At 61.2% G+C, this 26,433-nt stretch carries 31 protein-coding genes; 14 read left to right on the forward strand and 17 right to left on the reverse strand.

Features of this window, described 5'->3' with window-relative positions; all coding sequences use genetic code 11:
• The first annotated feature begins 93 nt into the window (after positions 1–93).
• Positions 94–1,692, forward strand: coding sequence for a phosphoenolpyruvate carboxykinase (locus KUV51_RS15915; protein WP_222522448.1), 1,599 nt, complete (start codon positions 94–96; stop codon positions 1,690–1,692).
• 17 nt (positions 1,693–1,709) lie between these two features.
• Here the strand turns inward: KUV51_RS15915 and KUV51_RS15920 are convergent, their stop codons facing one another.
• The 3 genes from KUV51_RS15920 to KUV51_RS15930 all read right to left on the reverse strand — a co-directional run bounded on the left by KUV51_RS15920 (position 1,710) and on the right by KUV51_RS15930 (position 4,232).
• Positions 1,710–2,426, reverse strand: coding sequence for a hypothetical protein (locus KUV51_RS15920; protein ID WP_222522449.1), 717 nt, complete (start codon positions 2,424–2,426; stop codon positions 1,710–1,712).
• Between the two features lie 144 nt (positions 2,427–2,570).
• On the reverse strand, positions 2,571–3,287 hold the full coding sequence (locus KUV51_RS15925; RefSeq protein ID WP_222522450.1) for a hypothetical protein: 717 nt from the start codon (positions 3,285–3,287) through the stop codon (positions 2,571–2,573).
• A gap of 90 nt (positions 3,288–3,377) precedes the next feature.
• Entirely contained in the window at positions 3,378–4,232 is an 855-nt protein-coding gene (locus KUV51_RS15930) for a LysR family transcriptional regulator (protein ID WP_261385875.1), read from the reverse strand.
• Between the two features lie 176 nt (positions 4,233–4,408).
• Here KUV51_RS15930 and KUV51_RS15935 point away from each other — a divergent pair, with 176 nt between their 5' ends.
• From KUV51_RS15935 to KUV51_RS15955, 5 genes are all read left to right on the forward strand, one after another.
• Positions 4,409–4,768 carry a helix-turn-helix domain-containing protein gene (locus KUV51_RS15935; protein WP_222522451.1) on the forward strand — a complete coding sequence of 120 codons (360 nt, stop codon included), beginning with the start codon at positions 4,409–4,411 and terminating at the stop codon, positions 4,766–4,768.
• 280 nt (positions 4,769–5,048) lie between these two features.
• Positions 5,049–6,737, forward strand: a complete 1,689-nt coding sequence (locus tag KUV51_RS15940; protein WP_222522452.1) for an acyl-CoA dehydrogenase family protein — start codon at positions 5,049–5,051, stop codon at positions 6,735–6,737.
• A 340-nt stretch (positions 6,738–7,077) separates the two neighbouring features.
• Positions 7,078–7,668, forward strand: coding sequence for a LysE family translocator (locus KUV51_RS15945; RefSeq protein ID WP_222522453.1), 591 nt, complete (start codon positions 7,078–7,080; stop codon positions 7,666–7,668).
• 133 nt (positions 7,669–7,801) lie between these two features.
• Positions 7,802–8,326, forward strand: a complete 525-nt coding sequence (locus KUV51_RS15950) for a TetR/AcrR family transcriptional regulator (protein WP_222522454.1) — start codon at positions 7,802–7,804, stop codon at positions 8,324–8,326.
• Complete coding sequence (locus tag KUV51_RS15955) at positions 8,323–8,715, forward strand: META domain-containing protein (protein ID WP_222522455.1); 393 nt, start codon at positions 8,323–8,325, stop codon at positions 8,713–8,715. The genes KUV51_RS15950 and KUV51_RS15955 overlap by 4 nt, the downstream gene beginning before the upstream one ends.
• Here the strand turns inward: KUV51_RS15955 and recO are convergent.
• From recO to folK, 13 genes are all read right to left on the reverse strand, one after another.
• Positions 8,699–9,424: a DNA repair protein RecO gene (gene recO, locus KUV51_RS15960; RefSeq protein WP_222522456.1), complete on the reverse strand. Its 726-nt coding sequence runs from the start codon at positions 9,422–9,424 to the stop codon at positions 8,699–8,701. The genes KUV51_RS15955 and recO overlap by 17 nt on opposite strands.
• 1 nt (position 9,425) lies before the next feature.
• Entirely contained in the window at positions 9,426–9,758 is a 333-nt protein-coding gene (locus KUV51_RS15965) for a DUF1491 family protein (protein WP_222522457.1), read from the reverse strand.
• A gap of 57 nt (positions 9,759–9,815) precedes the next feature.
• Positions 9,816–10,724, reverse strand: coding sequence for a GTPase Era (gene era / locus KUV51_RS15970; protein ID WP_222522458.1), 909 nt, complete (start codon positions 10,722–10,724; stop codon positions 9,816–9,818).
• Positions 10,721–11,407, reverse strand: coding sequence for a ribonuclease III (gene rnc / locus KUV51_RS15975; RefSeq protein ID WP_222522459.1), 687 nt, complete (start codon positions 11,405–11,407; stop codon positions 10,721–10,723). The genes era and rnc overlap by 4 nt, the downstream gene beginning before the upstream one ends.
• On the reverse strand, positions 11,404–12,228 hold the full coding sequence (lepB, locus tag KUV51_RS15980; protein ID WP_222522460.1) for a signal peptidase I: 825 nt from the start codon (positions 12,226–12,228) through the stop codon (positions 11,404–11,406). The genes rnc and lepB overlap by 4 nt, the downstream gene beginning before the upstream one ends.
• 54 nt (positions 12,229–12,282) lie before the next feature.
• Positions 12,283–12,699: a holo-ACP synthase gene (gene acpS, locus KUV51_RS15985; protein ID WP_222522461.1), complete on the reverse strand. Its 417-nt coding sequence runs from the start codon at positions 12,697–12,699 to the stop codon at positions 12,283–12,285.
• Positions 12,700–12,707: 8 nt separating this feature from the next.
• A complete protein-coding gene (locus tag KUV51_RS15990; protein ID WP_261385877.1) occupies positions 12,708–14,153 on the reverse strand; it encodes an alpha/beta hydrolase in 1,446 nt (481 codons plus the stop codon).
• A gap of 7 nt (positions 14,154–14,160) precedes the next feature.
• A complete protein-coding gene (locus tag KUV51_RS15995; protein ID WP_222522463.1) occupies positions 14,161–14,472 on the reverse strand; it encodes a Dabb family protein in 312 nt (103 codons plus the stop codon).
• A 117-nt stretch (positions 14,473–14,589) separates the two neighbouring features.
• Positions 14,590–15,342: a pyridoxine 5'-phosphate synthase gene (locus tag KUV51_RS16000; RefSeq protein ID WP_222522464.1), complete on the reverse strand. Its 753-nt coding sequence runs from the start codon at positions 15,340–15,342 to the stop codon at positions 14,590–14,592.
• Between the two features lie 96 nt (positions 15,343–15,438).
• Positions 15,439–16,098: a DUF2062 domain-containing protein gene (locus tag KUV51_RS16005; RefSeq protein ID WP_222522465.1), complete on the reverse strand. Its 660-nt coding sequence runs from the start codon at positions 16,096–16,098 to the stop codon at positions 15,439–15,441.
• 23 nt (positions 16,099–16,121) lie between these two features.
• Positions 16,122–18,263, reverse strand: coding sequence for a RelA/SpoT family protein (locus tag KUV51_RS16010; RefSeq protein WP_222522466.1), 2,142 nt, complete (start codon positions 18,261–18,263; stop codon positions 16,122–16,124).
• A gap of 22 nt (positions 18,264–18,285) precedes the next feature.
• Entirely contained in the window at positions 18,286–18,639 is a 354-nt protein-coding gene (rpoZ, locus tag KUV51_RS16015; RefSeq protein ID WP_039682236.1) for a DNA-directed RNA polymerase subunit omega, read from the reverse strand.
• Between the two features lie 73 nt (positions 18,640–18,712).
• On the reverse strand, positions 18,713–19,324 hold the full coding sequence (gene folK / locus KUV51_RS16020; protein WP_261385878.1) for a 2-amino-4-hydroxy-6-hydroxymethyldihydropteridine diphosphokinase: 612 nt from the start codon (positions 19,322–19,324) through the stop codon (positions 18,713–18,715).
• 100 nt (positions 19,325–19,424) lie between these two features.
• Between folK and KUV51_RS16025 the strand changes: the two genes are divergently transcribed.
• The 3 genes from KUV51_RS16025 to ispH all read left to right on the forward strand — a co-directional run bounded on the left by KUV51_RS16025 (position 19,425) and on the right by ispH (position 21,903).
• On the forward strand, positions 19,425–19,997 hold the full coding sequence (locus KUV51_RS16025) for an NYN domain-containing protein (protein WP_222522467.1): 573 nt from the start codon (positions 19,425–19,427) through the stop codon (positions 19,995–19,997).
• 158 nt (positions 19,998–20,155) lie between these two features.
• On the forward strand, positions 20,156–20,893 hold the full coding sequence (locus KUV51_RS16030) for a helix-turn-helix transcriptional regulator (protein ID WP_222522468.1): 738 nt from the start codon (positions 20,156–20,158) through the stop codon (positions 20,891–20,893).
• A 59-nt stretch (positions 20,894–20,952) separates the two neighbouring features.
• The gene (gene ispH / locus KUV51_RS16035; RefSeq protein ID WP_222522469.1) at positions 20,953–21,903 is read left to right on the forward strand and encodes a 4-hydroxy-3-methylbut-2-enyl diphosphate reductase; all 951 of its coding nucleotides are present in this window, start codon (positions 20,953–20,955) and stop codon (positions 21,901–21,903) included.
• A 4-nt stretch (positions 21,904–21,907) separates the two neighbouring features.
• Here the strand turns inward: ispH and KUV51_RS16040 are convergent, their stop codons facing one another.
• Positions 21,908–23,647 carry an esterase/lipase family protein gene (locus KUV51_RS16040; RefSeq protein ID WP_222522470.1) on the reverse strand — a complete coding sequence of 580 codons (1,740 nt, stop codon included), beginning with the start codon at positions 23,645–23,647 and terminating at the stop codon, positions 21,908–21,910.
• Positions 23,648–23,792: 145 nt separating this feature from the next.
• Here KUV51_RS16040 and KUV51_RS16045 point away from each other — a divergent pair, with 145 nt between their 5' ends.
• Genes KUV51_RS16045 through rnhA form a run of 5 tightly spaced genes read left to right on the forward strand, consistent with a single transcriptional unit; the run spans position 23,793 to position 26,343 of the window.
• On the forward strand, positions 23,793–24,407 hold the full coding sequence (locus tag KUV51_RS16045; RefSeq protein ID WP_222522471.1) for a LysE family translocator: 615 nt from the start codon (positions 23,793–23,795) through the stop codon (positions 24,405–24,407).
• Entirely contained in the window at positions 24,404–24,856 is a 453-nt protein-coding gene (locus KUV51_RS16050; protein ID WP_222522472.1) for a YdeI/OmpD-associated family protein, read from the forward strand. Before KUV51_RS16045 ends, KUV51_RS16050 begins: the two co-directional genes overlap by 4 nt.
• Positions 24,853–25,302, forward strand: coding sequence for a DUF3429 domain-containing protein (locus tag KUV51_RS16055; RefSeq protein ID WP_222522473.1), 450 nt, complete (start codon positions 24,853–24,855; stop codon positions 25,300–25,302). Before KUV51_RS16050 ends, KUV51_RS16055 begins: the two co-directional genes overlap by 4 nt.
• Positions 25,302–25,895: a class I SAM-dependent methyltransferase gene (locus KUV51_RS16060; protein ID WP_222522474.1), complete on the forward strand. Its 594-nt coding sequence runs from the start codon at positions 25,302–25,304 to the stop codon at positions 25,893–25,895. The genes KUV51_RS16055 and KUV51_RS16060 overlap by 1 nt, the downstream gene beginning before the upstream one ends.
• A complete protein-coding gene (rnhA, locus tag KUV51_RS16065; RefSeq protein WP_222522475.1) occupies positions 25,888–26,343 on the forward strand; it encodes a ribonuclease HI in 456 nt (151 codons plus the stop codon). The genes KUV51_RS16060 and rnhA overlap by 8 nt, the downstream gene beginning before the upstream one ends.
• The last annotated feature ends 90 nt before the right edge of the window (positions 26,344–26,433 follow it).

Raw genomic sequence — 26,433 nt, forward strand, 5'->3', positions numbered from 1 at the left:
AAGACGCCGGAATACGGCGACGCGATGTCGCTTACTGGCCTTCGGGCCATCCTCTGACCAACAACGCCGCATGGCGGCTTCAGGAGAGTTCACATGACATTTGGACGGGTAAACCCGCAGTTCCGCCTCGAAGATCAAGGGATCAATGGGCTGGGCGATGTCTATTACAACCTGATCGAACCCGCCCTGATCGAGCGCGCGCTCGAACGGAAAGAAGGCACGCTTGGCAAAGGCGGCGCGTTCCTTGTCACCACCGGCAAGTTCACGGGCCGCTCGCCCAAGGACAAGCATGTGGTCAAAACGGACAGTGTTGCCGACAGCATCTGGTGGGACAACAACGCCGCCATGTCGCCCGAGGGCTTCGACGCGCTCTACGAAGACATGCTGGAGCATATGAAGGGCCGCGAGTACTTCGTACAGGACCTGACTGGCGGTGCAGACCCAAGCTACTCCATCAACGTGCGCATGGTCACGGAATTGGCGTGGCATGGCCTCTTCATCCGCCACATGTTGCGCCGCCCGGATGCCGAAGACCTTAAGGACTTCATTGCGGACTTCACGGTGATCAACTGCCCGTCGTTCCAGGCAAACCCCGAGCGCCACAACTGCCGCTCTGAAACCGTCATCGCCATGAACTTCGATCGCAAGATGATCCTGATCGGCGGCACGGAATACGCAGGCGAGAACAAGAAATCCGTCTTCACACTGCTCAACTACCTGCTGCCCGAACGCGGCGTGATGCCGATGCACTGCTCGGCCAACCACGCACAGGGCAACCCGGTCGACACGGCCATCTTCTTTGGTCTGTCCGGCACAGGCAAAACGACCCTGTCCGCCGATCCTGGCCGCGTTCTGATCGGCGACGACGAACATGGCTGGTCCGACCGCGGCACCTTCAACTTCGAAGGGGGCTGCTATGCCAAGACCATCAACCTGAGCGCCGAAGCCGAGCCGGAAATCTACGCCACGACCGAGAAATTCGGCACGGTGATCGAAAACATGGTGTTCGATCCCGACACCAAGGACCTCGACTTCGAAGATGACAGCCTGACGGCAAACATGCGCTGCGCCTACCCGTTGCACTACATCTCGAATGCGTCGTCGTCGGCGCTTGGCGGGCATCCCAAGAACATCATTATGCTGACCTGCGATGCCTTCGGCGTCCTGCCCCCCATCGCGCGGCTGACGCCAGCGCAGGCGATGTATCACTTCCTGTCGGGCTTCACGTCCAAGGTAGCGGGAACCGAACGCGGCGTGACTGAGCCCGAGCCCACATTCTCGACCTGCTTCGGCGCGCCTTTCATGCCACGTCGGCCTGAAAACTACGGCAAGCTGCTGCAGGAAAAGATCGCCAAGCATGGCGCGACCTGTTGGCTGGTGAACACCGGCTGGACCGGAGGGGCGTACGGCACGGGAAGCCGGATGCCGATCCGCGCGACACGGGCACTTCTGACCGCGGCCCTCGACGGAACGCTGGCCAAAGGCGAATTCCGCAAGGATCCCAATTTCGGGTTTGACGTACCTGTGTCGGTACCTGGCGTGGCCGACATCCTGCTCGACCCGCGCCGCACTTGGGACGATGCCGCTGCCTACGATACGCAAGCAGCCAAGCTCGTCGACATGTTCTCGAACAATTTCGAGCAATACCTGCCCCACATCGATGACGACGTGAAAGCCGCCGCCATCAGCTAAAGACTTGGCCCGGGGCCCTACGCGGCCTCGGGCACAACATCCGCCAGCGGTATGTTCAACAGGTATTCCAGATCCTCGCGGCTGTTGTAAGCGAGGAAGGTGTCGATCGGGGCGTCACGCCCCTCTACCACCCATTTCAGAACGCTCGGCTCAAGGTGCAGGTATCCGATGCGCGCCGCGAACCCCTTGTACGCCACCACGTCCAGGATAAAGCCGTAGATCCAGTCCGGGTCCCAGCGTTGCATCATCTCCAGCATACCCGTACGCCCCAGTACAGGCGCAAGACCAACGCCACGATACCTGCCCCGTTCCGGCGCGACCCAGAATTCCCCGTGGTACGCCGCCATTCCATTGATCTTGTGGGTTCCCGGTGTCGCGCGAAACCGCGAGCGGGTCAGATCCACACCTTTCAGGGGTGGCGGAAAGGCGCGGAACTGCCGCAGCAGATAGCCGCTGAGCGGGCGAGCAGATAGGCGAACACGCTTTGCCGCCTGCGTATGGACCAATTCTCCATCTTCGCTTCGCGCGATCAACCAGAACGCATTTGCCTTGCCCAGCCCGTATCTTTCTGGATCAAAAGGCGCACCCAACTTCTGCACGAGGCGCTCTTCCTCCACAATGTCCCTGTACGCTTCAAAGTCGGTTCCAATGGTCAGGGTGATTCCCTGAGACAACAGAATTTTGCGGCTCGTCGCAATGAACGGGGCCGCATGATCGGAAAGCTGCACAGTCACAAATGTCACTCCTTTGACGCGTTACGCCAAAGGCATGGAAGATCATTACAACGGCCACGAAACACTCGCTAGATATGGTTAGGTCAGAACAGCGGGTCGCAGTTGCGGTTTCCGCGACCCGCGCTGGACACGAATTTTGGCGGATCAAGCCGCCAAGGCTTCGACCTCAGAGGGGGGCAGATCAAGAAGGAAGCGGATGTCCTCATCGCTCATGTATACCATCACGGCCTCCATCGGATCCGGCTTGCCATGCACATACCAGCGAAGCGCCAGCGGTTCGGCGTGCATGAAGCCCATGCGCAGGCAAAATCCCTTGTAGGCCACCGGTTTAATCATGAAACCCACCACGTAATTTGCATCCAGTTCGCGGAGCGCAGTCAGCAGCGCGTAACGACCCAATATACTTGACAAGCCGGAGCCACGATAACGGCTTTTGTCACCGCCAATCCATGTTTCGCCGGAATAGACCACTCTGCCCTTGATTTTCTTGGCCCCGGGTCCAGCACGATAACGTGACCGCGCGTAGTCTATGTCCATTTCTGACGGCGAAAATCCGTGAAACCTCGCACGGAAATAATCCGCCACGGAACCTGACGCCGTAGGCAATACGCGCAGGGCTTGCGTGTGCATGATTTGCCCCGCCTCGTCCCGGCCGATCACCCAAACAGCGTTGCGGTTGTGCAAACGATGCAGGTCCGTACGGAATGGATCACCTACAGCATGGTCTGGTCTCGCCTCAGCGACATATTCTCGATATTCATCAAAGTCATGTCCCAGGGTCAGCCGTATACCAAATCGGTTGAAAATGTCCGAGCTCGCGGCCTCGAATTTGTCTGCCGCACCTAAACCGTGAAATGCCATGAGCCCCTCCTGCATTCTGCATTCAAGGCTGAAGTTAACCTATTTTAAGTTGCGTCGCCGAAATTTGTCGTATTTCGGGAATACGTACTTCTACATGAGCATGTCCTCCGGCATCAGACGCAACATGTCGTTGTTAACACCATGTATTTCCACATCATACGTACGGCGCACGACGGTGATCATCGCATAACTGTGGTCCGGATATCGGGCACCCAGCAACAACCTCTCGTAGCAAATCGGCGAAAGCACGCCCTCATCTCCGCGGGGAAACAATGTGTAAACGTGGTCCAAACGCATCGACTGAGTCGCCTCGACCTCTTGGTATGCAGCGCCCACCAAAAGGCCGAACCCGCTCCCGCCCGGCATCTCGCCTAACGACGCCCCAATGCTGGACCGCGCACGTTTCCAGCCAAACCAACTCACATACGAGCTTAGGTCCCCCACCTCGGTGAAAAGCCAGCGACCGTTCACTGAGCGCGACACGGTGCAGTAGGGCCGCACATCCTTGAATGCGTCGTCCTCAATATATCCTCCGGCCATTGACCACGCACGAATGACCGAATGCAAAAGGTCCCCGCTCGACGTGAACGCACGCGCAATGGGGTGCTGCTGCTGATAATGGCACCACCCGCTCGTATCTTCGTGTCTGAGAAATTGCAGGCCATTGATCTGCCCGGACTGCCCGGTCAACCAGCCAGTGCCGCGCGCCAGGATATCCAATGCCTCGGGCAGAGCATTGCGCCCAGCGTCGGTCAGCAGATATCGCCTGTTTTCGACCGTGAACAACTTGGCCTGCTTGGCTTCTTCCAGTTGTGAAATATGACGCCGGACCGTCTGACGGGTGCTGTTCAACTCCGCAACCGCGTGCGACAGATTCAGCGTCTGCGCCAGCGTCGTGAACGAGCGGATCATCTCGAACAGAAGCGGTTGATTGACCTCGGTCAAATTTGGAGAAGGCGCATTCACTGACAAGCCTGATGTATGATTAACAATACATCTACGTTATACGAATCATACATTAATGCAACATTTACGTGTAGTCTGGGGTGTAAATCTACTCAATTGAACCTGTGCGTGTACTGGGCGATCACTTTGGTCAGATCAACCGGAGGTAATCAGTCATGTCGCATCCTGTAGACATTCACGTTGGTAAGCGCCTGAAGCAAATCCGTACACTGCGCCGGATGTCGCAAACCGATGTGGCAAAGCGCTTGAATCTGTCTTTTCAACAGATTCAGAAGTACGAAATCGGCTCTAACCGCATTGCAGCCAGTCGTTTGTTCGAACTGTCGCGAATCCTCGACGTCCCAACTTCATATTTCTTCGAAGGCTTGGCCGAAGCCGAGGCAACGCCCCGCAACGACCGCGGCCTCGACATCGTGAATGCGTTGGCCACGATCGAAGATGAACGAATCAAGTCGCGCATCGTGACGTTCATCGAGGATGTGTCCGGCCTCACGGTAGCGCGCAAAGCCTCCTGACAGGTACGCTCGCCGGTCGCGCCTTCGTCAATATGACGTGGGCCGCGCGTCAAAGTGCACCAAGACATGGTTGCAGTACGAGTTTGTAGTACGAGTGTCTCCGCGCCCAACTTGGGCGCGGTTTTCTTTTGTGCAATACTCTGCCTCATCAGATATTTGCCGCAGCGCAGTATAATGCCACGCAAGAAACGAACAAATAGCCGCACCAAAATGAATATTTGTTGCGCTGCACCTGCGAACTAGATAAGCCGTGACGGAGCTAGAAATGAGGAGCCAAGCCATGGCACATGACGGACAGGATATGGGGGCGGTCACGCCCATTTTGCTGGATGACCTGCTTGGTCTGACACGTGCGGCACTCAAACCGGTCGAAGAGATCACGGAACTCGCCCGCACCCGTCTGCGCGATCAACTCAGCGTCGATGGCCGCGTATCGGGCGCTTTGGTGGAAGAGCATCAGACAGCCGCGCACGGCCTGGCGTGGCTTGCCACCTACACCGAATCGCTGCGCCAGATGCAGAAATGGGCCGAAGCGCTCGATGCACAATCCAAGTTCGGCGAAGTCGAAGCACTGATTCACCAGATCGCTTTCGGCGAATACCTCTGGCAGATCTATGGCGGCATTCAGATGAACCAGGGTGAGGTGCTGCGCCTGCAGGACCTCGGCCTGTCGCAGGACGACATGCGCGGCATGATGGAACCGGCGGTGATGACGCTCACCCAAGGCGGCAACACCCAAGCCGCCCGCATCCGCCTCGTCGAACTGATGCAGGAACGCAGCGCAGAGATCACGGTGGGCGCCTCCGGCCTCGACGAAGAGCTGGAAATGATCCGCGAACAGTTCCGCCGCTACGCCATCGAAAAAGTCGAACCCTTCGCCCACGATTGGCACCTCAAGGATGAACTCATCCCGATGGAGGTGATCGAGGAGCTCGCCGAGATGGGCGTGTTCGGCCTGACCATCCCCGAGGAATATGGCGGCTTTGGTCTCTCCAAGGCATCTATGTGCGTCGTCTCCGAAGAGCTGTCGCGCGGCTACATCGGCGTCGGCTCCCTCGGCACCCGGTCCGAAATTGCAGCCGAGCTGATCATCGCGGGCGGCACCGAAGAGCAAAAGCAAAAGTGGCTGCCGCAATTGGCCTCCGCCGAAACGCTGCCCACAGCCGTGTTCACCGAACCCAACACCGGCTCTGACCTCGGCTCGCTCCGCACCCGCGCAGTCAAGGATGACAACGGCGACTACAAGATCACCGGCAACAAGACCTGGATCACCCACGCCACGCGCACGCAAGTGATGACACTGCTGGCCCGCACCGACCCGAACACGACGGACTACAAGGGCCTGTCGATGTTCCTGGCCGAAAAGACGCCGGGCACCGACGAAAACCCCTTCCCCACCGACGGCATGACCGGCGGCGAGATCGAAGTCCTCGGCTATCGCGGCATGAAGGAATACGAGCTGGGCTTCGACAACTTCCACGTCAAAGGTGAGAACCTGCTCGGCGGCGAAGAAGGCAAAGGCTTCAAGCAATTGATGGAGACCTTTGAATCCGCCCGCATCCAGACTGCTGCCCGTGCTATTGGCGTTGCTCAATCGGCCCTCGACATCTCCATGCAGTACGCCCTGGACCGCAAGCAATTCGGCAAGGCGCTGATCAACTTCCCCCGCGTGGCCAACAAACTGGCGATGATGGCGGTCGAGATCATGGTGGCCCGACAGCTCACCTACTTCTCGGCCTTCGAGAAGGACGAAGGGCGCCGCTGCGACGTGGAGGCCGGCATGGCCAAGCTGCTCGGCGCCCGTGTGGCCTGGGCGGCTGCAGACAATGGTTTGCAAATCCATGGCGGCAACGGTTTCGCGCTGGAGTACAAAATCTCCCGCGTCCTCTGTGACGCCCGTATCCTCAACATCTTCGAAGGTGCCGCCGAGATCCAAGCGCAAGTCATCGCCCGCCGCATCCTCGGCTGATCCAAAACGGTAGGGCGGGGTTTCACCCCGCCACGCCTGCCAAAGATCATCAAAACCATAGGCCGGGCTTCAGCCCGGCCTCTTTGCATTTGCCCCATGAAAACCCCATTAACCCGCTCTTAACCTTCAGCACCGCACGCACCGTTAACCCGCGCTTTGGTGCACAACCGGTGTACGGGGGGTGCACAGGGGGTGTACTGGTGGTGCATCGCAGTTTTCCCAACAAACACAGGCGTTAACCCGCATATCCGCCCGTCCCACGCAAACCGCGCGTTAACTGTTGCGCGTACGGTGCCCGTTCCCGCATTGACCTGGACGCAGGCTCCGCCATTCTAACCCAATGCTCACCTTCGCCGCCGCCGTCTTCTTACTCATCATCACCCCCGGCCCCGGCGTGCTGTCCGCCGCAGGTGTTGGCGCCGCCTTCGGCATGCAGTCGGGTCTGCGCTACGTGCTGGGCCTCTTCATCGGCAACAACCTCGTCATCCTCGCGGTGATCAGCGGCCTTGCCGCCCTGATCCTCGCCAGCCCGGCCTTGCGTACCTTCCTCTTCATTCTCTCGACAGCCTACCTGCTCTACATCGCCGCGCGCATCGCGTTTGCCGGGTCAAAACTGGCCTTCGCGCCCGCCGACACCGAACCCGGCGTGATCAACGGTATTCTGCTTCAGCCCATCAATCCAAAGGCTTACGCCGTCAACACCGCCCTCTTTTCCGGCTTTGCGCTCATGCCCGACGCGCTCGTGGCCGAAGCGGCGTGGAAGCTGCTGATCGTCAACGCGATCTGGGTTCCGATCCATGTGCTGTGGGTCTGGTTCGGGGTGCAGCTCAAGGCGCTGGACCTTGCGCCACACCGCCAGCGGCGCATTAATTATGCCATGGCCGCATCCATGCTTGTGGTGGTCGCACTCGCCGTCGCATCCGGGATCTAGAACGGTCCACAAGGCGACCGAACTGCATGCAAGATAAGCAGATTTTTTCGCACCATGTGCGGCAACACGCTCATACCGGAAGTTGCAGCCGCTTTCGCTTGCGCCCCTGCATACCCAAGCGTATCGCACGAATATGGCCAAAGCACCTCTCTCCCCCGCCGCCTGGATTGACGCCGGGCTTGAACAGCTCACAGCCCAAGGGCCCCTTGCGCTCAGAGCAGAACCACTCTCAAGACACCTGAAAACGTCCAAAGGATCTTTTTACTGGCATTTCAAGGACGTACCGGCATTCCAAAAGGCCCTACTGGCCGAATGGAAAAGCCGCGCGCTGGCCACATTGGCCGAAGACAGCGCACAGGATGGCACGCCAACGGACAAGATGATCCGCTTCGGACAAAGCGTGCAGGAAGACAGCCCCGGCCCCGCCCTGCGCGCCTGGGCGCAGCAGGACAAAGCGGTCGCCAAGGCGTTGACCGAAGTCGACAAGGCCCGCCTCAAGCGTCTGACCGATCTGATGTCCGGCATCGGCGTCACGAACGAGGATTTCGCACGCTCCGCCTACGGGTCACTTGTCGGGCTCAAGCAGATGCACACCGACGATGGTGACGCGCTTGTTGCCTTCGCTGCACTGGTCGACCTGGTGATGGCTCTGAAATGATCCGCGCCGCCGCGCTGGCGCTGACGGCACTCCTTCCCGCCTGCCAGGCAGACGAGACGGTTGCACGCTACGGCGCCGCAGACCGGCTCTGGGAACTGCAAACCCTGAACGGGGCCGCATTGTCCGGCCCTGCCACGCTCGAGTTCGAACCGGGCGGGCCGGTCTCGGGCCGGGCGCCCTGCAACACGTTCAGCGCAACCAACACGGTGCCGTATCCCTGGTTTGAACTGACCCCGATCGTGTCCACCGATCTTGCCTGCGATGCGCTTGACGCAGAAACCCTGTACCTCGACGCACTCGCACGTATGACCCAATCCGAAGTGCGCGAAGGCACTCTGTTCCTCCGCAATGACGACAACGAAGAGATGATTTTCACAACGTCCGACTGAACGCATCGACAAAGCGCGCCCGCGCCTCCGGCAATGGCTTTGATCCCAAATCAGGGGCAAGGTGATGGGTCAGGAAATACCCGGTCGTCTCCAGCCCCTGCGCAATCTCTGCATCCGGCGCGTCTCCTTCACGCCGCAACACCGGCGGCAAGGGCAAAAGCCGACTTGCCCACACACCGGCACCCGCTTTTGACACGGCACGCCCCGACTTGGGCGAGACATAGGCCAACCCCTCCGTCGCCCCCGTCACCGCACAGGCCGTGAGGTCCAGACCAAAGCCCATCTCTTCAAGCAGCGCCAATTCCCATTGCAGGTATGCCAGCGGCCACAGCTCATTCTGCCCCAGCAAATCCAAGAGCGTCTCGGTCCGCCGGTAGAGCGGGCCATGCGCCTCACGCTCCGGCAAGCAGAACGCCAAAAGACCGGTGACAGCGTTCAACCCCGCCAGCGCCAGCCGGTTGCCCATGACCAGTGCCGCACGGCTGCGCACCGGCTCGACAGCGAATGTTCCGATGTGATCTTCAAGCCGCGCGCGCCACGCGACATCCAATTGCGCGCCGGGTTGGAGAGAGGGTGCAATCTTGCGGCTGGTGCCGCCCCGCACCACTCCGGCATGGCGGCCTTTTTCTTCAGTAAAGACATCGATGATGGCGCTGGTCTCTCCGTGGCGCCGCACGCTCAGCAATATGCCCGTGCCACGCCACTCCATCTCAGGCCAGCCCCTCCTGATCCAGCAGGTGCCGCCCGGCCCGATCCTCAACCTCGATCACCCACAGATCCGGGTCAAACCCACGCTGCCGCGCAACCGCGGCATCCACATCCGGCTCCGGTCCAGAAGCCAACTCGGCCCACACCCGCGTGTCCATCATCAGGTCAAAGGACCGCTGATACAGCACCGCTTGCCCATCCAGCGTGTTCAACTTCACAAGCACGGCACCGCCAGTATCATCCCCATGGGCCACCACAAATCCCGGAATGTCCGCAAAACGCAGCCTCGCCAAATAGGCATCCACCCAAAACCGAGAAGTCAAACGAGGCGACACGCAATCCCCTTCATTTCGCGAAATAAACCGCCCCCGGAGGGTCGATCAGCCAAAGGCTCAGGCGTTGCCATCTTTGAAATCCAGACCCATCTGGTCATAGCGCTCGGCTTCTTCCAGCCACTTCTCGCGCACTTTCACCTGCAGGAACAGATGCACCTTGCGGCCCAGAAACTCCGCCAATTCCTCGCGCGCGGCTTTGCTGACGGCTTTGATAGTCTCGCCCTTGTGACCCAGCACGATCCCCTTGTGCCCATCGCGCGACACATAGATGATCTGGTCCACCTTGGCCGACCCATCCTTGCGCTCTTCCCAAGCCTCGGTCTCGACCGTCAACTGATAGGGCAACTCCTGATGCAGGCGCAGGGTCAGCTTTTCGCGCGTCATCTCGGCAGCGATCATGCGCATGGGCAGATCGGCGATTTGGTCCTCGGGGTACAGCCACGGACCTTCGGGCACCTGTGCCGCCAGCCATTGGCGCAGGGTCTCAACCCCATGCCCTTTCTCGGCAGAGATCATAAAGGTCTCGACGAAATCAAAACGCTCGTTCAAATCCTTCGTCAGTCCAAGCAATACTGGCGCCTCAACCCGATCAATCTTGTTGATGGCGAGCGCCACGGTCCGGCCCTGCCCGATCTCGGCCATGCCTTCCAGAATACGCTCAACGCCGGGCGTCACGCCGCGATGCGCCTCAACCATCAGCACGACCACATCTGCATCCGCAGCCCCACCCCAGGCCGCGGCCACCATGGCCCGATCCAGCCGACGGCGCGGCTGGAACAGGCCGGGCGTGTCGACGAACACGAGCTGACTGTCACCTTCCATCGCCACACCGCGAATGCGGGCGCGCGTGGTCTGTACCTTGTGGGTCACGATGCTGACCTTGGCGCCGACCATGGTGTTCAAGAGCGTGGATTTGCCCGCGTTGGGCTCTCCGATCAGGGCGATGAAACCTGCGCGCGTGGTCATGCCGACCCCTCCAGTTCGTTCAGCAACGCCTGCGCCGCTGCCTGCTGTGCCTCACGCTTCGACCCGGCGGTGGCGGTGGCCTCCTCCCCCGTGGACAGACGCGCGGCAATGGTGAACACGGGCTGATGATCAGGCCCCGACCGGTCGGTCTCAACATATTGCGGCGGGGTCATACCACGGGCCTGCGCCCATTCCTGCAAGGCCGTCTTGGCGTCCCGCGCATCCGCATCGACACGCGCGATCCGCTCGCCCCACAAGCGCAGGATCAGCGCCTTGGCCGCATCGAAACCAGCATCAAGATAGACGGCCGCGATCACCGCCTCCATCGCATCACCCAGCAAGGCCTGCTTGCGCCGCCCCCCGGACAGCATCTCGGACCGCCCCAAGCGCAGCACGTCGCCGAGCGCGACGTCGCGGGCCACATCGGCACAGGTCTCTTTCCGCACCAAAGCATTGAAACGCGGCGCCAATGCGCCCTCCGAGGCATCAGTATCTGCCTCCAAAAGCGCCTGCGCCATCACCAGACCCAAGACCCGGTCGCCCAGAAACTCCAGCCGCTGGTTGTCGGACCGCGTGGGCGACGACATCGACGCATGGGTCACCGCCTCGACCAGCAATTCGGGCGCGGCAAAGCTGTGCCCGATCCGGCCCTCGAAGGCGGAAAGCTCCGCGCCCAGCTTCACTCGATCCTCTTGAAGTAGCGGTCGCTGCGCCAGGTCCAGAAGAACAGCATGGACCGGCCAGCCGAGGAAAACATGATCCGGTCCGCACGGCCAATCAGGTTCTCGAACGGAACATAGCCGACGCCACCTGCGACCTGCGCCAGACGGCTGTCGGAGGAGTTGTCCCGGTTGTCACCCATGAAAAAGAAATGCCCCTCGGGCACGCGGTAGACGGGCGTGTTGTCCGATTGCTGGACCGCCACGTTCAGCACCACATGCTCTTCCCCGTTCGGGAATGTCTCGATGAAGCGCGACTTGGTGCAGGCCGCACCCTGGCCCACAGCACCGCTTTCACAGCGCGGTAGCAGACCTTGCGGCCCTTGCCGGTCGAACACTTCGGTAAAGGTGCCCGCTGGCTCTTGCGGTACAGGCTCGCCATTCAGAATGATCTGGCCGTCACGCACCTGCACGGTGTCGCCGGGCAGACCAATCACCCGCTTGATGAAGTCCGCGCCCGACACCGGATGCCGGAACACAACCACGTCGCCCCGCTCGGGCTGCCCCGCCCAGATGCGCGTGTTGTCACCGTCGATGAACCCGCACATGCCCTGCGCGTCCAGCCCGATGGCCGGGATCGACGGGCAGGACGCATAGGAATAGCCATAGGCCATCTTGTTCACGAACAGGAAATCCCCGATCAGCAGCGTCTCTTTCATCGACCCCGACGGGATCCAGAATGGCTGAAAGAACAGGGTCCGAAACACACCCGCAATCAGCAGCGCATAGACGATGGTCTTGATCGTCTCGATCACGCCATTCTGGGACTTTTCCTTGGCGGCCATTGCGCGCTCCTTCGGGGTGGGTTCCGCGCTACATGCGGTCGACATGCGGGGGTGTCAAGCCACCGGTGGCGATTGAATAGGGCGCGCTTCGATCACGACAAAGGCCTGCGCCCAGGGGTGATCGTCGGTCAGGGTGACATGGATGATCGCCTCGTGCCCTTCGGGCGTCATTTCAGCCAGCCGTTCGGCGGCCCACCCCGTCACTTTCATCACGGGCTGGCCCGTGCGCAGATTGGACACAGCCATGTCTTTCCATGCAATTCCCATGCGCAGGCCCGTGCCCAACGCCTTGGAACAGGCCTCCTTGGCCGCCCAGCGCTTTGCATAGGTGCCCGCGGTATCCGCCCGCCGCTCGGCCTTGCCCTGTTCGATGTCGGTAAACACCCGGTTACGAAACCGGTCGCCAAAGCGATCCAGCGTGCCCTGGATGCGCTCGATATTCGCCAAATCGGTGCCGACACCCAGGATCATCTACAACCTCACGCGGAAAAGAGCGGAAAGGATACGCCCAACGCCCAAGCCAGCACAAGGCCCAAGGCCAGCCCCGACGTGGCGGGCCCGGTCCGTCTGGCAAAGGCGCGGCCCATCACGCCAAAGGTCAGGAAAAACAGAAGGATAACGGGGGCAATCATGATCAGGAAAAACAGCCCTTCAAAATCCAGCGCAACGGCAATGCCCAGCGACACCAACAGGGCAACGCGCAACACGATCCGCTGCCACACAGGGGCTCCAAAGGCCGCGCGCGCGTCGGCCAACATGAACGGCACGGCGCCCACGGCCAGCGCCAGAATGATCAACACCCTGTCACCGCTCGGCACGAAATTCGCGCCGTAGCGGTCCAGCGCCAATCCAAATGCACCCAACGCCCAAACGACCAGCACACAAGCCGCCAAAAGCGATGGGCGCGGCACACCCCGCCCCAACCAGACAAGCATCGCCATCTGCAGAACCCCATAGATGGCAAGGTGCAGCGCAAGATAATCCGCCACCAGAACCGGCAAGACACGGGTATCGATCGGGGCCGCCAGAAGCGGCGCCAGAACGGCGGGGGCAAGCGCGACAAGCGCAAAGTGGCGCGCAGACAGCGGTGCGTCGGAGACCGCAGATACAGGCACGACATGCGCCAAGGGCCGCGCCAGCAGCGTCACCGCGAAGAGCAACGCGATGAGCGCCCACCCCGTGACCGGCACGGGGGCAGAGGTCGTCCGGTCGTAATACAGGTTCAACCACGCAAGGGCCTCCGCCCGTCCCGCGCGCGACTGCAAGATGGCAACATGCTCGGCATAGGGGGCAAGCACGGCGCGGCGGGCAATACCATCTGCCGTCACCGTCTGACCCACGGCCGCCGCAGGGTCCACCATCTGCGCCGCCTCCACCGCAAAATCGGTCAAGCCCGGCTCCCAAGCACCGGTCACAAGCAGCAGATGCGCCGGGTGGTCAGCATCAATCGCAAGCGAAAAGGCAGACAGCAGCACAAGCGGACCCACACGCGGATCATCCTGCGCCACGCGCACCAGGACATCGGTCGCCATGGAATGGCCCAGCAGCGAGACCGGCACATCACCAGCCACGGCGTCGATCACCGCACGGGTCTGATCCACCAAACGCTGCGTGGTGCCCTCAATCGCATTCACATCCCCGCCCATCGGCGTCGGATGCATCCCATGCCCTTCAAAATCAAAGGCGTAGACAGTGTAACCGGCCTGCGCCAGCACGAGGGAATAGCCCTGCATCATCTGCCGCGACCCGGCAAAGCCGTGGGCCACGATCACCGGTGGGCCATCTTCCGCACCCGAATATGCGGTTACAGGCGTGTCGCCAATGCGGCGCTCCTCGATGGTCAGCCCGCCGCGCGCACCTTCTAGAACGACCAGCGCCCATGCAGCAACCAGCACCGCGCCAATCGCAACGATCCGAGCCCGCAAGGGCAAGCTAGACCGCGTCAATGTCAAAAACGGTGATGCCCTCCGCACCGCCTTCGCACAGGGCCACAAGCCGCGCGCCGAGCTCCTGGTGCTCGGGGTCCACTGCATAGGTCGCAAGCGCTTCGGCATCTATCGCATCCAGCGTGAAGCCATAGGGGTAGTCGGGTGTCTTGCCCTCGTAGTCGCGGTTGGGTCCGGCACGAAAGCCTGAACACCCGGGAAGCCGCTGCACCACATCCGCCAGTCCCAGCATCACCTTGTCCAATTCGGCGCTGTCCGCCTTGGGGGCGAGTCGCAGAAAAACGCAATGGCGGATCATTCTTGGCTCCCTTCTTCCGCACGCGGCATGGCAGCCGCGCCCTCAACATTCACCCCAGAATGGACGGTTCCGCCAAAAGCACAAGCCGCACCGACAAGATCGACAGGATCATGCCGATCAGGCGCGCGCCTCGTCCATCAGACGGCGCATCTCGCGGATGGCAGGATCAAGACCGAGGAAAATCGCCTCTCCAATCAGGAAGTGACCGATGTTCAGCTCCATCACCTCCGGAAAGGCCGCAACCGGGGACACGGTTTCATAGGTCAGCCCATGTCCCACATGCACCTCCAGTCCCAGCTCATGGGCAAAGGCGGACATCTCGCGCATCGCTTCCAACTCACGATCGCGATCGTTGAGACGCCCCTCGTGATGGGCGTCGCAATAAGCCCCCGAATGAAGCTCGATCACCTGCGCGCCGATGCGGTGAGCAGCTTCGATCTGGCGCTTGTCGGCAGCGATGAAGATCGACACACGGCAGCCCGCATCGCGCAGGGGCGCAATGAAATGGGCCAGGCGGTTTTCCTCGCGCGCCACTTCAAGCCCACCCTCGGTCGTGCGCTCTTCTCGCTTCTCGGGCACGATGCAGACGGCGTGCGGCTTGTGACGCAACGCGATGCTCTGCATCTCATCGGTGGCGGCCATCTCGAAATTCAGCGGGACCGACAGGACGTCCATCAACCCTTCGATATCGGCGTCCGATATGTGACGGCGATCTTCGCGCAAATGCGCCGTGATGCCATCGGCCCCCGCCGCCTCTGCCAGCTTAGCCGCACGCAACGGATCGGGCGTGTCGCCACCCCGCGCATTCCGCACGGTCGCCACGTGGTCGATGTTCACGCCAAGCCGCAATTTACCCAAGGGAGATGTCATCGCTCTCGTCCTTCCAAGCCATGTCGCTCAGCCGCAACCTAGTGCGGAAGCAACCCTCTGGAAATGCAGACAAAGCGGCAAAATTGTACCAAGATATCAGTCGGCTTTCTGCTTGGCGCTGGCAGCCTTGCTGGCGGCCTTGGCCTTCAACGCCTCGAACTTTGCCTTGATCGCACCCTTGCGACGCTTCTGGTACGCGCGGATCACGGGAACGGACAGGTAATAGCAAACGGTGGCCGACACGATGCCCGGGATGATGCCGCCGATGAGATAGGGAAAGAACACCTCATCATAAAAGATGCTCAGCCTGGTCCAGTCCCGCGGCGCGCCCGTCAGCACATGCTTGAAGTTCAGCCAAAGATCCGACCCGGCATCGACGAACTTCCCACCAAAGGACCGTTCCGTCTCCTCCTTCATCTCCGTGCCCAAGAGCCAGTGACCGGTCTGAAGCGAAACAAGACCGATGGGCACATAAGTCAGCGGATTGCCAAAGAAGGTCGCCATGAGCGAGGCCACGATATTGCCACGCATCGCTGTCGCGATGGCCGCCGCGACAAAGAAGTGCAGGCCGTAGAAGGGCGTAAACGTGGTGAAGACACCGGCCCAGATGCCCCGCGCGATCTTTTCAGGACGGTCCGGAAGCCGGCGTACCCTGTGTTTGACGTATTGAAACGCGCGCGCCCATCCTCCGCGCGGCCAGAGAAACTCGAGCACCGCGCGCAGAAACGGTTTGGGGTCGCGGCGCTTGAACACCAATGTCTTGTCGCCCCTTCTTGCGCCTAACCCGCCACAACCGCCTGGCCTGCGGACGGTGCAGGGCGGCGAAAGCGGTCGATAGCGGCCACATCACTCTCAGCTTCGAGCGCCCCCATCAACGTGTGCAAATGCGGCGCGTCCCGAAGCTCTACGTAGACCAGCAACCGGTAAAAGTCAGGTTTCCGATCCACAAACTCAAGGTTCGAGATATTCGCCTTGCTTTCGCCGATCAATGTGCAAATCCGCCCCAACACGCCCGCGTCGTTTCCAATAGTCACATCGAGGGTCACACCGTAGACGGCCGGATGGGTGCCGTCATGCCAATGCAGGTCCAGCCAACGGTCCGGCTGGTTCTCGTACTCGGCCAACCGTCCACAGTCGATGGCATGAACAACCACACCTTCCCCGCGAAACGTGATGCCGACGATGCGCTCACCTGGCAGCGGTTCGCAACAGGTGGCACGCTGAAAGGACTGGCCGGGCAAAAGGCCAATCACGGCACGCTTCGCGTCGACCTCCTTGCCGGGCTTGGGCGTCAGATCGGGATAGATGGCCTGCACCACCGCGCGCCCGGTGAGCTCGGCGGATCCCAGACGGGCCAGCACCTCATCCGCATCCTTCAGGCGCAAATGCTTGGCCGCAGCCTCCAGCGCCTTGTCCGTCGCCTTCTTCTGCACATGAGCAAAGGCGGAACGGGCCAACTCACGACCCAGGGTGATGAAACGATCCCGGTCCGCCTCGCGCAAGCTGCGGCGGATCGCGGTCTTGGCCTTGCCGGTCGTCGCGATTTCAAGCCAGGTCGCTTGCGGCGTCTGCCCCTCGGCGGTGATGATCTCGACCGACTGGCCGTTCTTCACGCGGGTCCACAAGGGCACGCGCATCCCGTCGACCTTGGCGCCCACACAGGCATTCCCGATCCGCGTGTGGATAGCATAGGCAAAATCGATAGGCGTGGCGCCTTTCGGCAATTTCACCACCTCGCCCTTGGGGGTAAAGCAGAACACCTGGTCCGAATACATCTCGAGCTTCACAGCCTCGAGGAAGTCTTCGTGATCCTCCTCGCTGTCGAACTGCTCGGTCAGCTGGCTGATCCACTTGGCCGGATCGACGGCAAAGGGGTTCTGCGACCGGACCCCGTCGCGATAAGACCAGTGGGCCGCCACGCCGGTTTCGGCCACATCATGCATCTGGCGGGTGCGGATCTGCACTTCGACCCGCTTGCCGTCACGGCCGGACACCGTGGTGTGGATGGACCGATACCCGTTCGTCTTGGGCTGGCTGATATAGTCCTTGAAGCGGCCGGGAACGGCACGCCAGCGCTGGTGAATGGCACCGAGCGCGCGATAGCAGTCCTCTTCAGTGCCGGTGATGACGCGAAAGCCGTAGATATCGGACAACCGGCTGAAGGACTGATCCTTCTCCTGCATCTTGCGCCATATGGAGTAAGGTTTCTTGGCACGGCCAAACACCTCGGCCTCGATATCCACCTTCTCCAACTCGTGGCGCATATCTCCGGTGATGCGCTGGATCACGTCACCCGTTTCGCGCTGCATGGTGATGAACCGGCGAATGATCGACGACCGCGCATCGGGATTCAGGGTCTTGAAGGCCAGATCCTCCAATTCCTCGCGCATCCACTGCATCCCCATGCGGCCCGCAAGGGGGGCAAAGATGTCCATGGTCTCGCGCGCCTTCTGCACCTGCTTTTCGGGGCGCATGGACTTGATGGTGCGCATGTTGTGCAGACGGTCGCTCAGCTTGACCAGGATGACGCGCATGTCCTTCGACATCGCCATGAACAGCTTGCGGAAGTTCTCGGCCTGCTTGGTTTCGACCGAAGACAGCTGCAGATTGGTCAGTTTGGTGACTCCGTCGACCAGCTTGGCAATCTCGTCCCCGAACTCTTCGGCGACCATGGCATAGCTCGCCTTGGTGTCCTCGATCGTGTCGTGCAGCAGAGCGGTGACGATGGTGGCATCATCCAGCTGTTGCTCGGTCAGAATGGCGGCGACAGCAACGGGATGCGTGAAATAGGGCTCACCCGAATGGCGGAACTGCCCCTCATGCATTTCCCCGCCGAACACATAGGCACGGCGGATCAAATCTTCGTTGGTTTTCGGGTTGTAGTTGCGGACCAGCGCGATCAGGTCGTCGGCAGATATCATGCGGTCCGCACCCCGGGTGGTGTCAGCCCTGGCCTTGGGCGGCCATCAGCTGACGCAGAAGCATCTCTTCGGACATGCTGTCTTCTTCGGGCTTGTCCTGCTCGGCACCCATAAGAAGCGCCATCGCGTCCTCTTCGGCCTCGTCCACTTCGATCTGGCTTTGGTTCGATTCGATCAGACGCTCGCGCAGCTCTTCGGAAGATTGTGTTTCTTCCGCAATCTCGCGCAAGGACACGACGGGGTTCTTGTCGTTGTCGCGGTCCACAGTGATCGGCGCGCCCGACGAAATCTCGCGTGCGCGGTGTGCGGCGAGCATCACCAGTTCGAAACGGTTCGGAACCTTGTCAACGCAGTCTTCAACGGTCACGCGGGCCATGGGAATGCTCCAGCTCAAGCAAGAAAGGATAGAAGGCCGTTATCTAGGCCCGATTTATGTGAATGACAAGTCGCTATTCGAGCGGTGTGATGGTGGCCAAGTCTTCGGCTGGCAGCGCGTCCCGCATCTCGACAACGGTTCGGCGGGTGATCGGATGCACCCAATCCGGCGCAACCTCCGCCATCGGAACGAGTACGAAAGCACGCTCATGCAACCGTGGGTGAGGCAACAGCAACTGCCCGGGGGCTGATTTCCGCTGCTGATCGAGGGACAAGTCCATCCATTGACGCAACGTCGCAACATCAGGCCGGACCGCATCGCCATGGGTGAGCAGATCAAGGTCCACAACGCGCTGCTCCCATCTGACCTTGCGTCGCCGACCCAGCTCCGCCTCAATCTCGTGCAGGCGCGTGATGGTTTCGGGCGCAGACCACGCAGCAGACAGTAAAATAACGGCATTTACAAAATCTGGACCACTTCCGGCAGGGAAGGCGGGGGTTCGGAAAAAGCGGCTGCGCGAACGAATCACGGCGCCGGATTCCTCCATCCGAGAGATCGCTTTTTCCAGAATTTCCGTAGGTGACCCTACGTCAGAGGACTTGTTAGACCCCAGGGCAATGACCATGTTTAGTTGGTTTTGCGGCAGGGTTTCGCTCGCTTTGACCCCATCCGTGACTTGCGACATAATTAAAATCACCTATTTTTCACTCACCGCCGCTTCGCGTTTTAACGCACTCACTCACGGAAATCACAGGCGGTATCCCGAATTTTCGGAAGGACATTTTATGTTTTACAAAGACGAACGGTTAGCGCTGTTCATCGATGGATCGAACCTCTACGCCGCAGCCAAAGCGCTTGGGTTTGACATCGACTACAAACTCTTGCGGCAAGAGTTCATGCGCAGAGGCAAGTTGCTGCGCGCATTCTACTACACGGCCCTGCTTGAGAATGACGAGTATTCACCGATCCGCCCACTCGTGGATTGGCTGAACTACAACGGGTTCACCATGGTGACCAAACCGGCCAAGGAATACACGGATTCCATGGGACGGCGTAAGGTCAAGGGGAACATGGACATCGAACTCGCCGTCGACGCGATGGAACTTGCGCCGCGCGTGGATCACATCGTGCTGTTTTCCGGCGACGGGGATTTCCGTCCCCTCGTGGAAAGCCTGCAACGCCAGGGTGTGCGCGTCTCCGTCGTCTCGACGATTCGCAGCCAGCCGCCGATGATTTCAGACGACCTGCGTCGCCAGGCTGACAACTTCATCGAGCTTGACGAACTGAAAGACGTCATCGGTCGCCCCCCACGGGAACCGATGCCCGAGCGTGAACAAAAGGTTCAGGCCCAGGGCTGATATCGTACCCATGAACGGGCAGTGACACTGCAATGTCCCTGCCCGTCATATGAAAATGGGTTCGTGCTCAAATATGGCATGCCGCTTCTCTGGCACACCTCGCTGTTTTAAAACAAAAACAACTGTGTAAATATCCCCCTGATTGGGGGGATCACCGTATGTTTCGTGATGCTGAGGAGCTGGAACACCTCACATGCGTCAACGCATTGTGGGAGGGTGTGGTACAGACGTTGCGCACGCGGGGCATTCGGCATGTAATCTATATCACGGCGACCGGGACACCAGCGCAGGGCAGCGTCCTCATGACAACCTGCCCGGGGCTCTACACGCAGGCCAATCCGGATAAAGATCCGTTTCTCAGCCACTGCTGCAACAGCTACGACATCACGCCCACCGGCCCCGAATTCCTGCCGGATCACGACTACCTGCCAAACGACGCCAAGGCGTTTATCAAGACCGCAAGGGCCGAAGGGTTTCTGACAGGCTTCGGCATCCCAACCCGCCTGCGCGGCGCCGACCGCTATGGCGGCTTCAACCTCGGCACCACACTCGACCGGGAGACATTCCTCGAACAGATGTGGCCGCAAGCCGAACAGTTCCGGCTGTTCTGCCTTCTGATCCACCGCAGGCTCGAAGAGTTGGCAGGCACGCAGACCGATCACGCCCCGGCCCTCATTGCACCCGACATGCCCGCCTCCCTCAACGCGCTCAGCCCGCGCGAAGCGGAGGTGATCTACATGCTCGCCCGTGGCCTCAGCCGCAAAGAGGCCGCGCACGTTTGCGGCATCAGCCTGAACACGGTCAGCGAATATGCCAAGACGGCCTACCGCAAACTGGGCATCCACAACCGGGCCGAAGCGGCGCGGTTGGTCTTCGGCCAGACCGCCCCGGAGTAGGCGCACCCTTTACCCGATGGGCCCAAGCGCTTAGGTCTTGATCAACAACAGGAGCACCCATGAGCCAGCCCGCACTCACCCTCTATCTCGCCGCGCCACGCGGGTTCTGTGCCGGTGTCGATCGCGCGATCAAGATCGTGGAAATGGCGCTCGACAAATGGGGCGCACCCGTCTTTGTCCGGCACGAGATCGTGCACAACAAATTCGTGGTCGACGGTCTGCGCGACAAGGGTGCCGTCTTTGTCGAGGAACTAGACGAATGCCCTGACGACCGTCCGGTTATCTTCTCGGCCCACGGCGTGCCCAAGTCCGTCCCCAACGCGGCCAAGGCACGCGAGATGATCTATGTGGACGCCACCTGCCCGCTGGTCTCCAAAGTCCATATCGAAGCCCAGCGCCACGCCGACAACGGCCTGCAGATGATCATGATCGGCCATGCGGGCCACCCCGAAACAGTAGGCACCATGGGGCAACTGCCCGATGGCGAAGTGCTACTGGTCGAAACGGTCGAAGACGTGGCAACGGTCGATGTGCGCGATCCGGAAAAGCTCGCCTTCGTCACCCAGACCACCCTGTCGGTCGATGACACGGCCGACATCGTGGCGGCCCTCCAGTCCCGCTTCCCCTCCATCGTCGGCCCGCACAAGGAAGACATCTGCTACGCCACCACCAACCGTCAGGAAGCGGTCAAGGCGATGGCCCCCAAATGCGACGCCATGCTGGTGGTGGGCGCGCCCAACTCCTCCAACTCCAAACGTCTGGTCGAGGTCGGCGCACGGGCGGGCTGCAATTACGCCCAGCTTGTCCAGCGGGCCACAGACATCGACTGGCGCGCCCTCGACGGGATCACCTCTATGGGCATCACCGCAGGGGCGTCGGCCCCCGAAGTGCTGATCAACGAGGTGATCGACGCCTTCCGCGACCGCTATGATGTGACGGTGGAAATGGTGGAAACAGCGGTCGAAAACGTGGAATTCAAAGTGCCCCGCGTCCTGCGTGAACCGGCCTGAACGCTCACAGCTTCGACAGACCCTTCACCACCAGAAACGCATAGATAACCAACAACAATTCGTTTGACCACGCCGCCGTAGGCGCCTGGTACAGCAGGTACCCGATCCCTACCGCAACGGCCACGAGGAAGAGCGGAACAGCAGGTGCCACAATCCCGATCCGCTCGATCCACCAGTTGCGCCGGGGCGCTTTCAGCCCAGCGGCAGGTTCAATCTGCTTGGGCTCAAAGATGAAGTCGGCAATGTCATCCCAATTGCCCTCCTGAATGGCCGCCCCGTGGTCGCCACGTACATATTCCACCTCGAACAATTCGGGCCCATCCTTCACCGCCTGATCAAACCCGTCATGCCCGGCGCTGCCCAGGTCCTGCCAGCCAACCGCCTGAAAGGCCTTGGGAAAAAAGGCGACAACCCAGTCCGCCGTTGCCACGTAGTTGATCATCTTGCCCACCTGCCCCCGCGCGATGAAATCGCGCCACGGGAACGCACGGCGCACCACACTGCCTGCAAAGACAACCGTATCAAAGCGACAGAATTCGTATTCGCGCAGCGACCGCGCCAGCAGGTAGGTGCCGTGGCTGTGCCCGACAAAGGACACCGACGCCTCCGGGTACCGCGCCCGCACCTGCACATACTGGTCCATGAACCAATCCACCTTCTCCATCCGCTTGGCCGGGCGCAGGAAAGAGATGATCGGGAAAAAGCCATAGCTGGAGGTCTGCGACCGCACCGTGACCACATCGCGCAGATCAGGTGCGTTGGCCCGGCGCAGGATGGCCCGCGCGATCTTGTGGGTCCAATACCCCACATCACGAATGCCATGCACGACAAAGACGACATGCGTGACATCCGTATCCACGGCGGCAAACTTCTCATCCGCGGGATGCACACTGGTCTCGGTCAGATTGGCCACGCTTGCCTGCGCCACCTCCTGAAACACAGCCTTGCGCACGTCTCCCCTACGGCCCGTCTTGCCATCGGCACCCATCAGCGGCGCGGGGTCGTCAAAGTCGATCACGTCCCCATGACCCGACTGCGGCACATCGCGATAGAAAAACGCGCTGCCTGCCACCGGGTCGATATTGTCCTCCGGCGCCACGGTGTCATCAATGGTGCCCAGCAGCTGTATGGTCGGCACATGGGCGGCCTGTTCGCCCGCCCCGGCCCGCCTGCGTACCTCGTTCGCCATGTTGACCCAGTCCATGCGCAACCGGGTCAGAAAGGGTGCGCCCTTGCGGATGTGCAGGATCAACGGCGTGCGCCCGTTCACGAACCCCCAAGGCATCAACGCGGCCATCCCCACCCGGTAACCAAAGGCCGTCTTGCGCGACAGGTGGTGATTGATCGTCCACCCCCGGCTCATGGCCGCGAACTGAATGATGCGGTCCACCCGGCCCACCCAAGGGGCCGCCTCCGACGACACACCAAACGCCAGCAGGTAGACACGCCGACAGATCAGCGCACCAACGCTGTGACCCACCAGCACGATCCGCTCATACCCCTTCTCGGCAAAGAGCAGATCAATCCTGTCCTTCACCTGCGCCGCAATCTCCTCGGGATCGGCCAGCGAAAAGAGGCCCGTCGGCATCTCTGGACACAAGACATCGGCGTCCGGCGCCATTTCCTCAATCGCCGCGCGGATGCCTTTCACATGACGCGGCCCGTTGCTGTAGGCGTGCAGCACAACATACAGAACGCGGGCATCCGGCTGCTGGGAAAAATTGGAAAAGAAAACACGTGTCATCGAAAAACCGTCGGTAAAAGGGTCGAATGCCCAGACGCTACCGCAGGTAGGCAATATGACAAAGCAACAAACACACCGCGGCATCACACGCTTTACGCAGCGCGGGACAGCGCATAGCCTCACGCGGTAGATACCGGGGGCACTCATGCTGACAGTCCAATTCTTCCTGACCGCACTGGTCGTCGTCATCGCACCAGGCACGGGTGTCATCTACACCCTCGCCCTTGGCTTGGGCCAGGGACGGCGCGCAGCGCTCTGGGCGGCGCTTGGCTGTACCTTCGGCATCGTCCCCCACCTCGCAGCAGCAACGCTGGGGCTCGCGGCCATCCTCCACACCTCCGCGCTGCTCTTCAACATCGTGAAATTTGCTGGTGTCGCCTACCTCCTCTGGCTCGCGTGGGGCAGCCTCCGTTCGGGTGGCGCGCTCAACATCTCGTCCCAGCGCAGCGCCGACGCGGGCTGGCGCATCGCGCGGCGGGGGGCCTTGATCAACATCCTGAACCCCAAACTGTCGATCTTCTTCCTCGCACTCCTGCCGCCCTTCCTGTCCGGCAACACCGCGACCGCGACCCTCGAAATGACAACCCTCGGCCTCGTCTTCATGGCCATGACTTTCGCCGTCTTCGTCCTCTACGGCACCTTCGCCGCAGCCGCCCGCCAATGGATCCTCGGCTCCGAAGTGGTCATGCGCTGGCTCTCCCGCAGCTTCGCCGCGATCTTTGCCGCCCTCGCCGGACGCCTCGCCCTAGAACGTGCATGAACGACGACTGGATCTGGTTCGAAGGGGTCATCGAACCCCTCGAATGGGGCAAGAACACCTACACCATCCTGCGCCTGCCGGATGACGTGACTGCCGCCCTGCCCCCCAAAACCAAACGGATCGAAGGCGAGTTCGGCGATTTCCCGATCAACCTCGCCCTGACCAAAGCGCCCGTCCTCGACGGCACCTTCGTCTACACGGGCAAGACCTTCCTGCGCGACAGCGGGCTTGAGGTCGGCCAACCGTTCGAGGCGCGCATCAGACCGGTCGATCCCAATCTCGTCGACGTGCCCGAGGATGTCATGGCCGCGATCCGAAGCGCGGGACGCAGCGCCGACTGGTCCGGTTTGACCCCGGGCCAACAGCGCGCCAAATTGCACCTTGTCAACACCGCCAAAAGGGCCGACACCCGGGCCAAACGTATCGCCAAACTGATCTCCGAGCTATGACAGCCATCCCCCGCGCGCCCCTGATCCTCGGCCTTGCTGGCCTGATCCCCTTCATCTGGGGGGCACTCACCGTGCTCAGTCCGGCACTCGCCGCCTGGGGCCTCGACAATATCGGCCCGCGCTTTGTCGGGCCCTACGTCCAACTGTTCTACGGCTCGGTCATCCTGTCCTTCATGTCGGGCGTACTCTGGGGCTTCGCAACCAAGGCCAGCGGATCGCAAGCGGCCACCGGCTACACCCTGTCGGTCATCCCTGCGCTCTGGGCGTTCTTCATGACGGGCGGGGGCCCCACAAGTGCCGCGACCAACCTCATCTTCGGTTTCATCGGTCTCCTGATGCTCGACTTCGCCTTTTCCCGCTGGGGCCTGACCCCGCGCTGGTGGATGCAACTGCGCGTGCTGCTCACGGCCATCGTGGTGGCCTGCCTCGCCGTGACGGTGATCTGATGAGCGACCGGGAAACGCTTCAGGTCTACGCCGCCAAAGCGGGCGAGTACGCGGACCTCGTCCAGAACGCGGGCGCCGACCCGATGGTGCAGAAGTTCATCGCGAATGTCCCCGAAGGCGGCACCGTCCTCGACATCGGCTGCGGCCCCGGCTTTGCCGCTGCAGCCATGGCACAGGCCGGTCTGAACGCCCAGGCCTGGGACCCGGTGCCCGAAATGCTGGCACTTGCCAAATCCCACCCCGGCGTCACAGCGCGCCAAGCCACCTACGCGGACCTAACCGAAACCGCCGACTACGACGGCATCTGGTCCAACTTCTCCATGCTGCACACGCCGCTCAGCGACTGGCCCGACCACTTCACCGCCATCCACCGCGCCCTCAAACCCGGCGGCCTGCTGCATTTCGGCACCAAGCTCGGGACGGGCGAGGCGCGCGACAGCATAGGGCGGCTTTATTCCTACATGACCGAAGACGCACTGACCGACCTGCTCACGCAAACCGGCTTCGCCCTCACGTACACCCGCAAGGGCGAGGAAGCGGGCCTCTCAGGCGACATCGCCCCCTTCATCGTGCTGCAGGCCCACCGTGGCTGAGCTTTTCGCCTATACCGACGGCGCATGCTCCGGCAATCCCGGCCCCGGCGGCTGGGGTGCATTGCTGCGCGCGATGGACGGCGACACCATCGTCAAGGAACGCGAGCTGAAGGGCGGCGAGGCGCAGACGACAAACAACAAGATGGAATTGATGGCCGCCATTTCGGCCCTCGAAGCGCTGGCCAAGCCATCGACCATCACCGTCGTGACCGACAGCAACTACGTCAAGAACGGGATCACAAGCTGGATCCACGGCTGGAAGCGCAACGGCTGGAAAAACGCCTCGAAAAAGCCGGTGGCCAATGCCGATCTCTGGCAACGGCTCGACGCCGCCCAAGCCCGGCACAAAGTGACATGGGAATGGGTAAAGGGGCACGCAGGCCACCCGGAAAACGAACGCGCGGACGAGCTTGCTCGGGCCGGGATGGCCCCGTTCAAGAGCAAATAACACCCGCAAGCCCCGCGCGCAGCGGCTTACATCACGCGAATTGTTACAGACTCGACCCCGTACAACTATATAATTTTGCTAATGAAACTG

It is taken from the genome of Tateyamaria omphalii, assembly GCF_019802125.1.
In the GTDB taxonomy this organism is placed as follows: Bacteria; Pseudomonadota; Alphaproteobacteria; order Rhodobacterales; family Rhodobacteraceae; genus Tateyamaria; species Tateyamaria omphalii_B.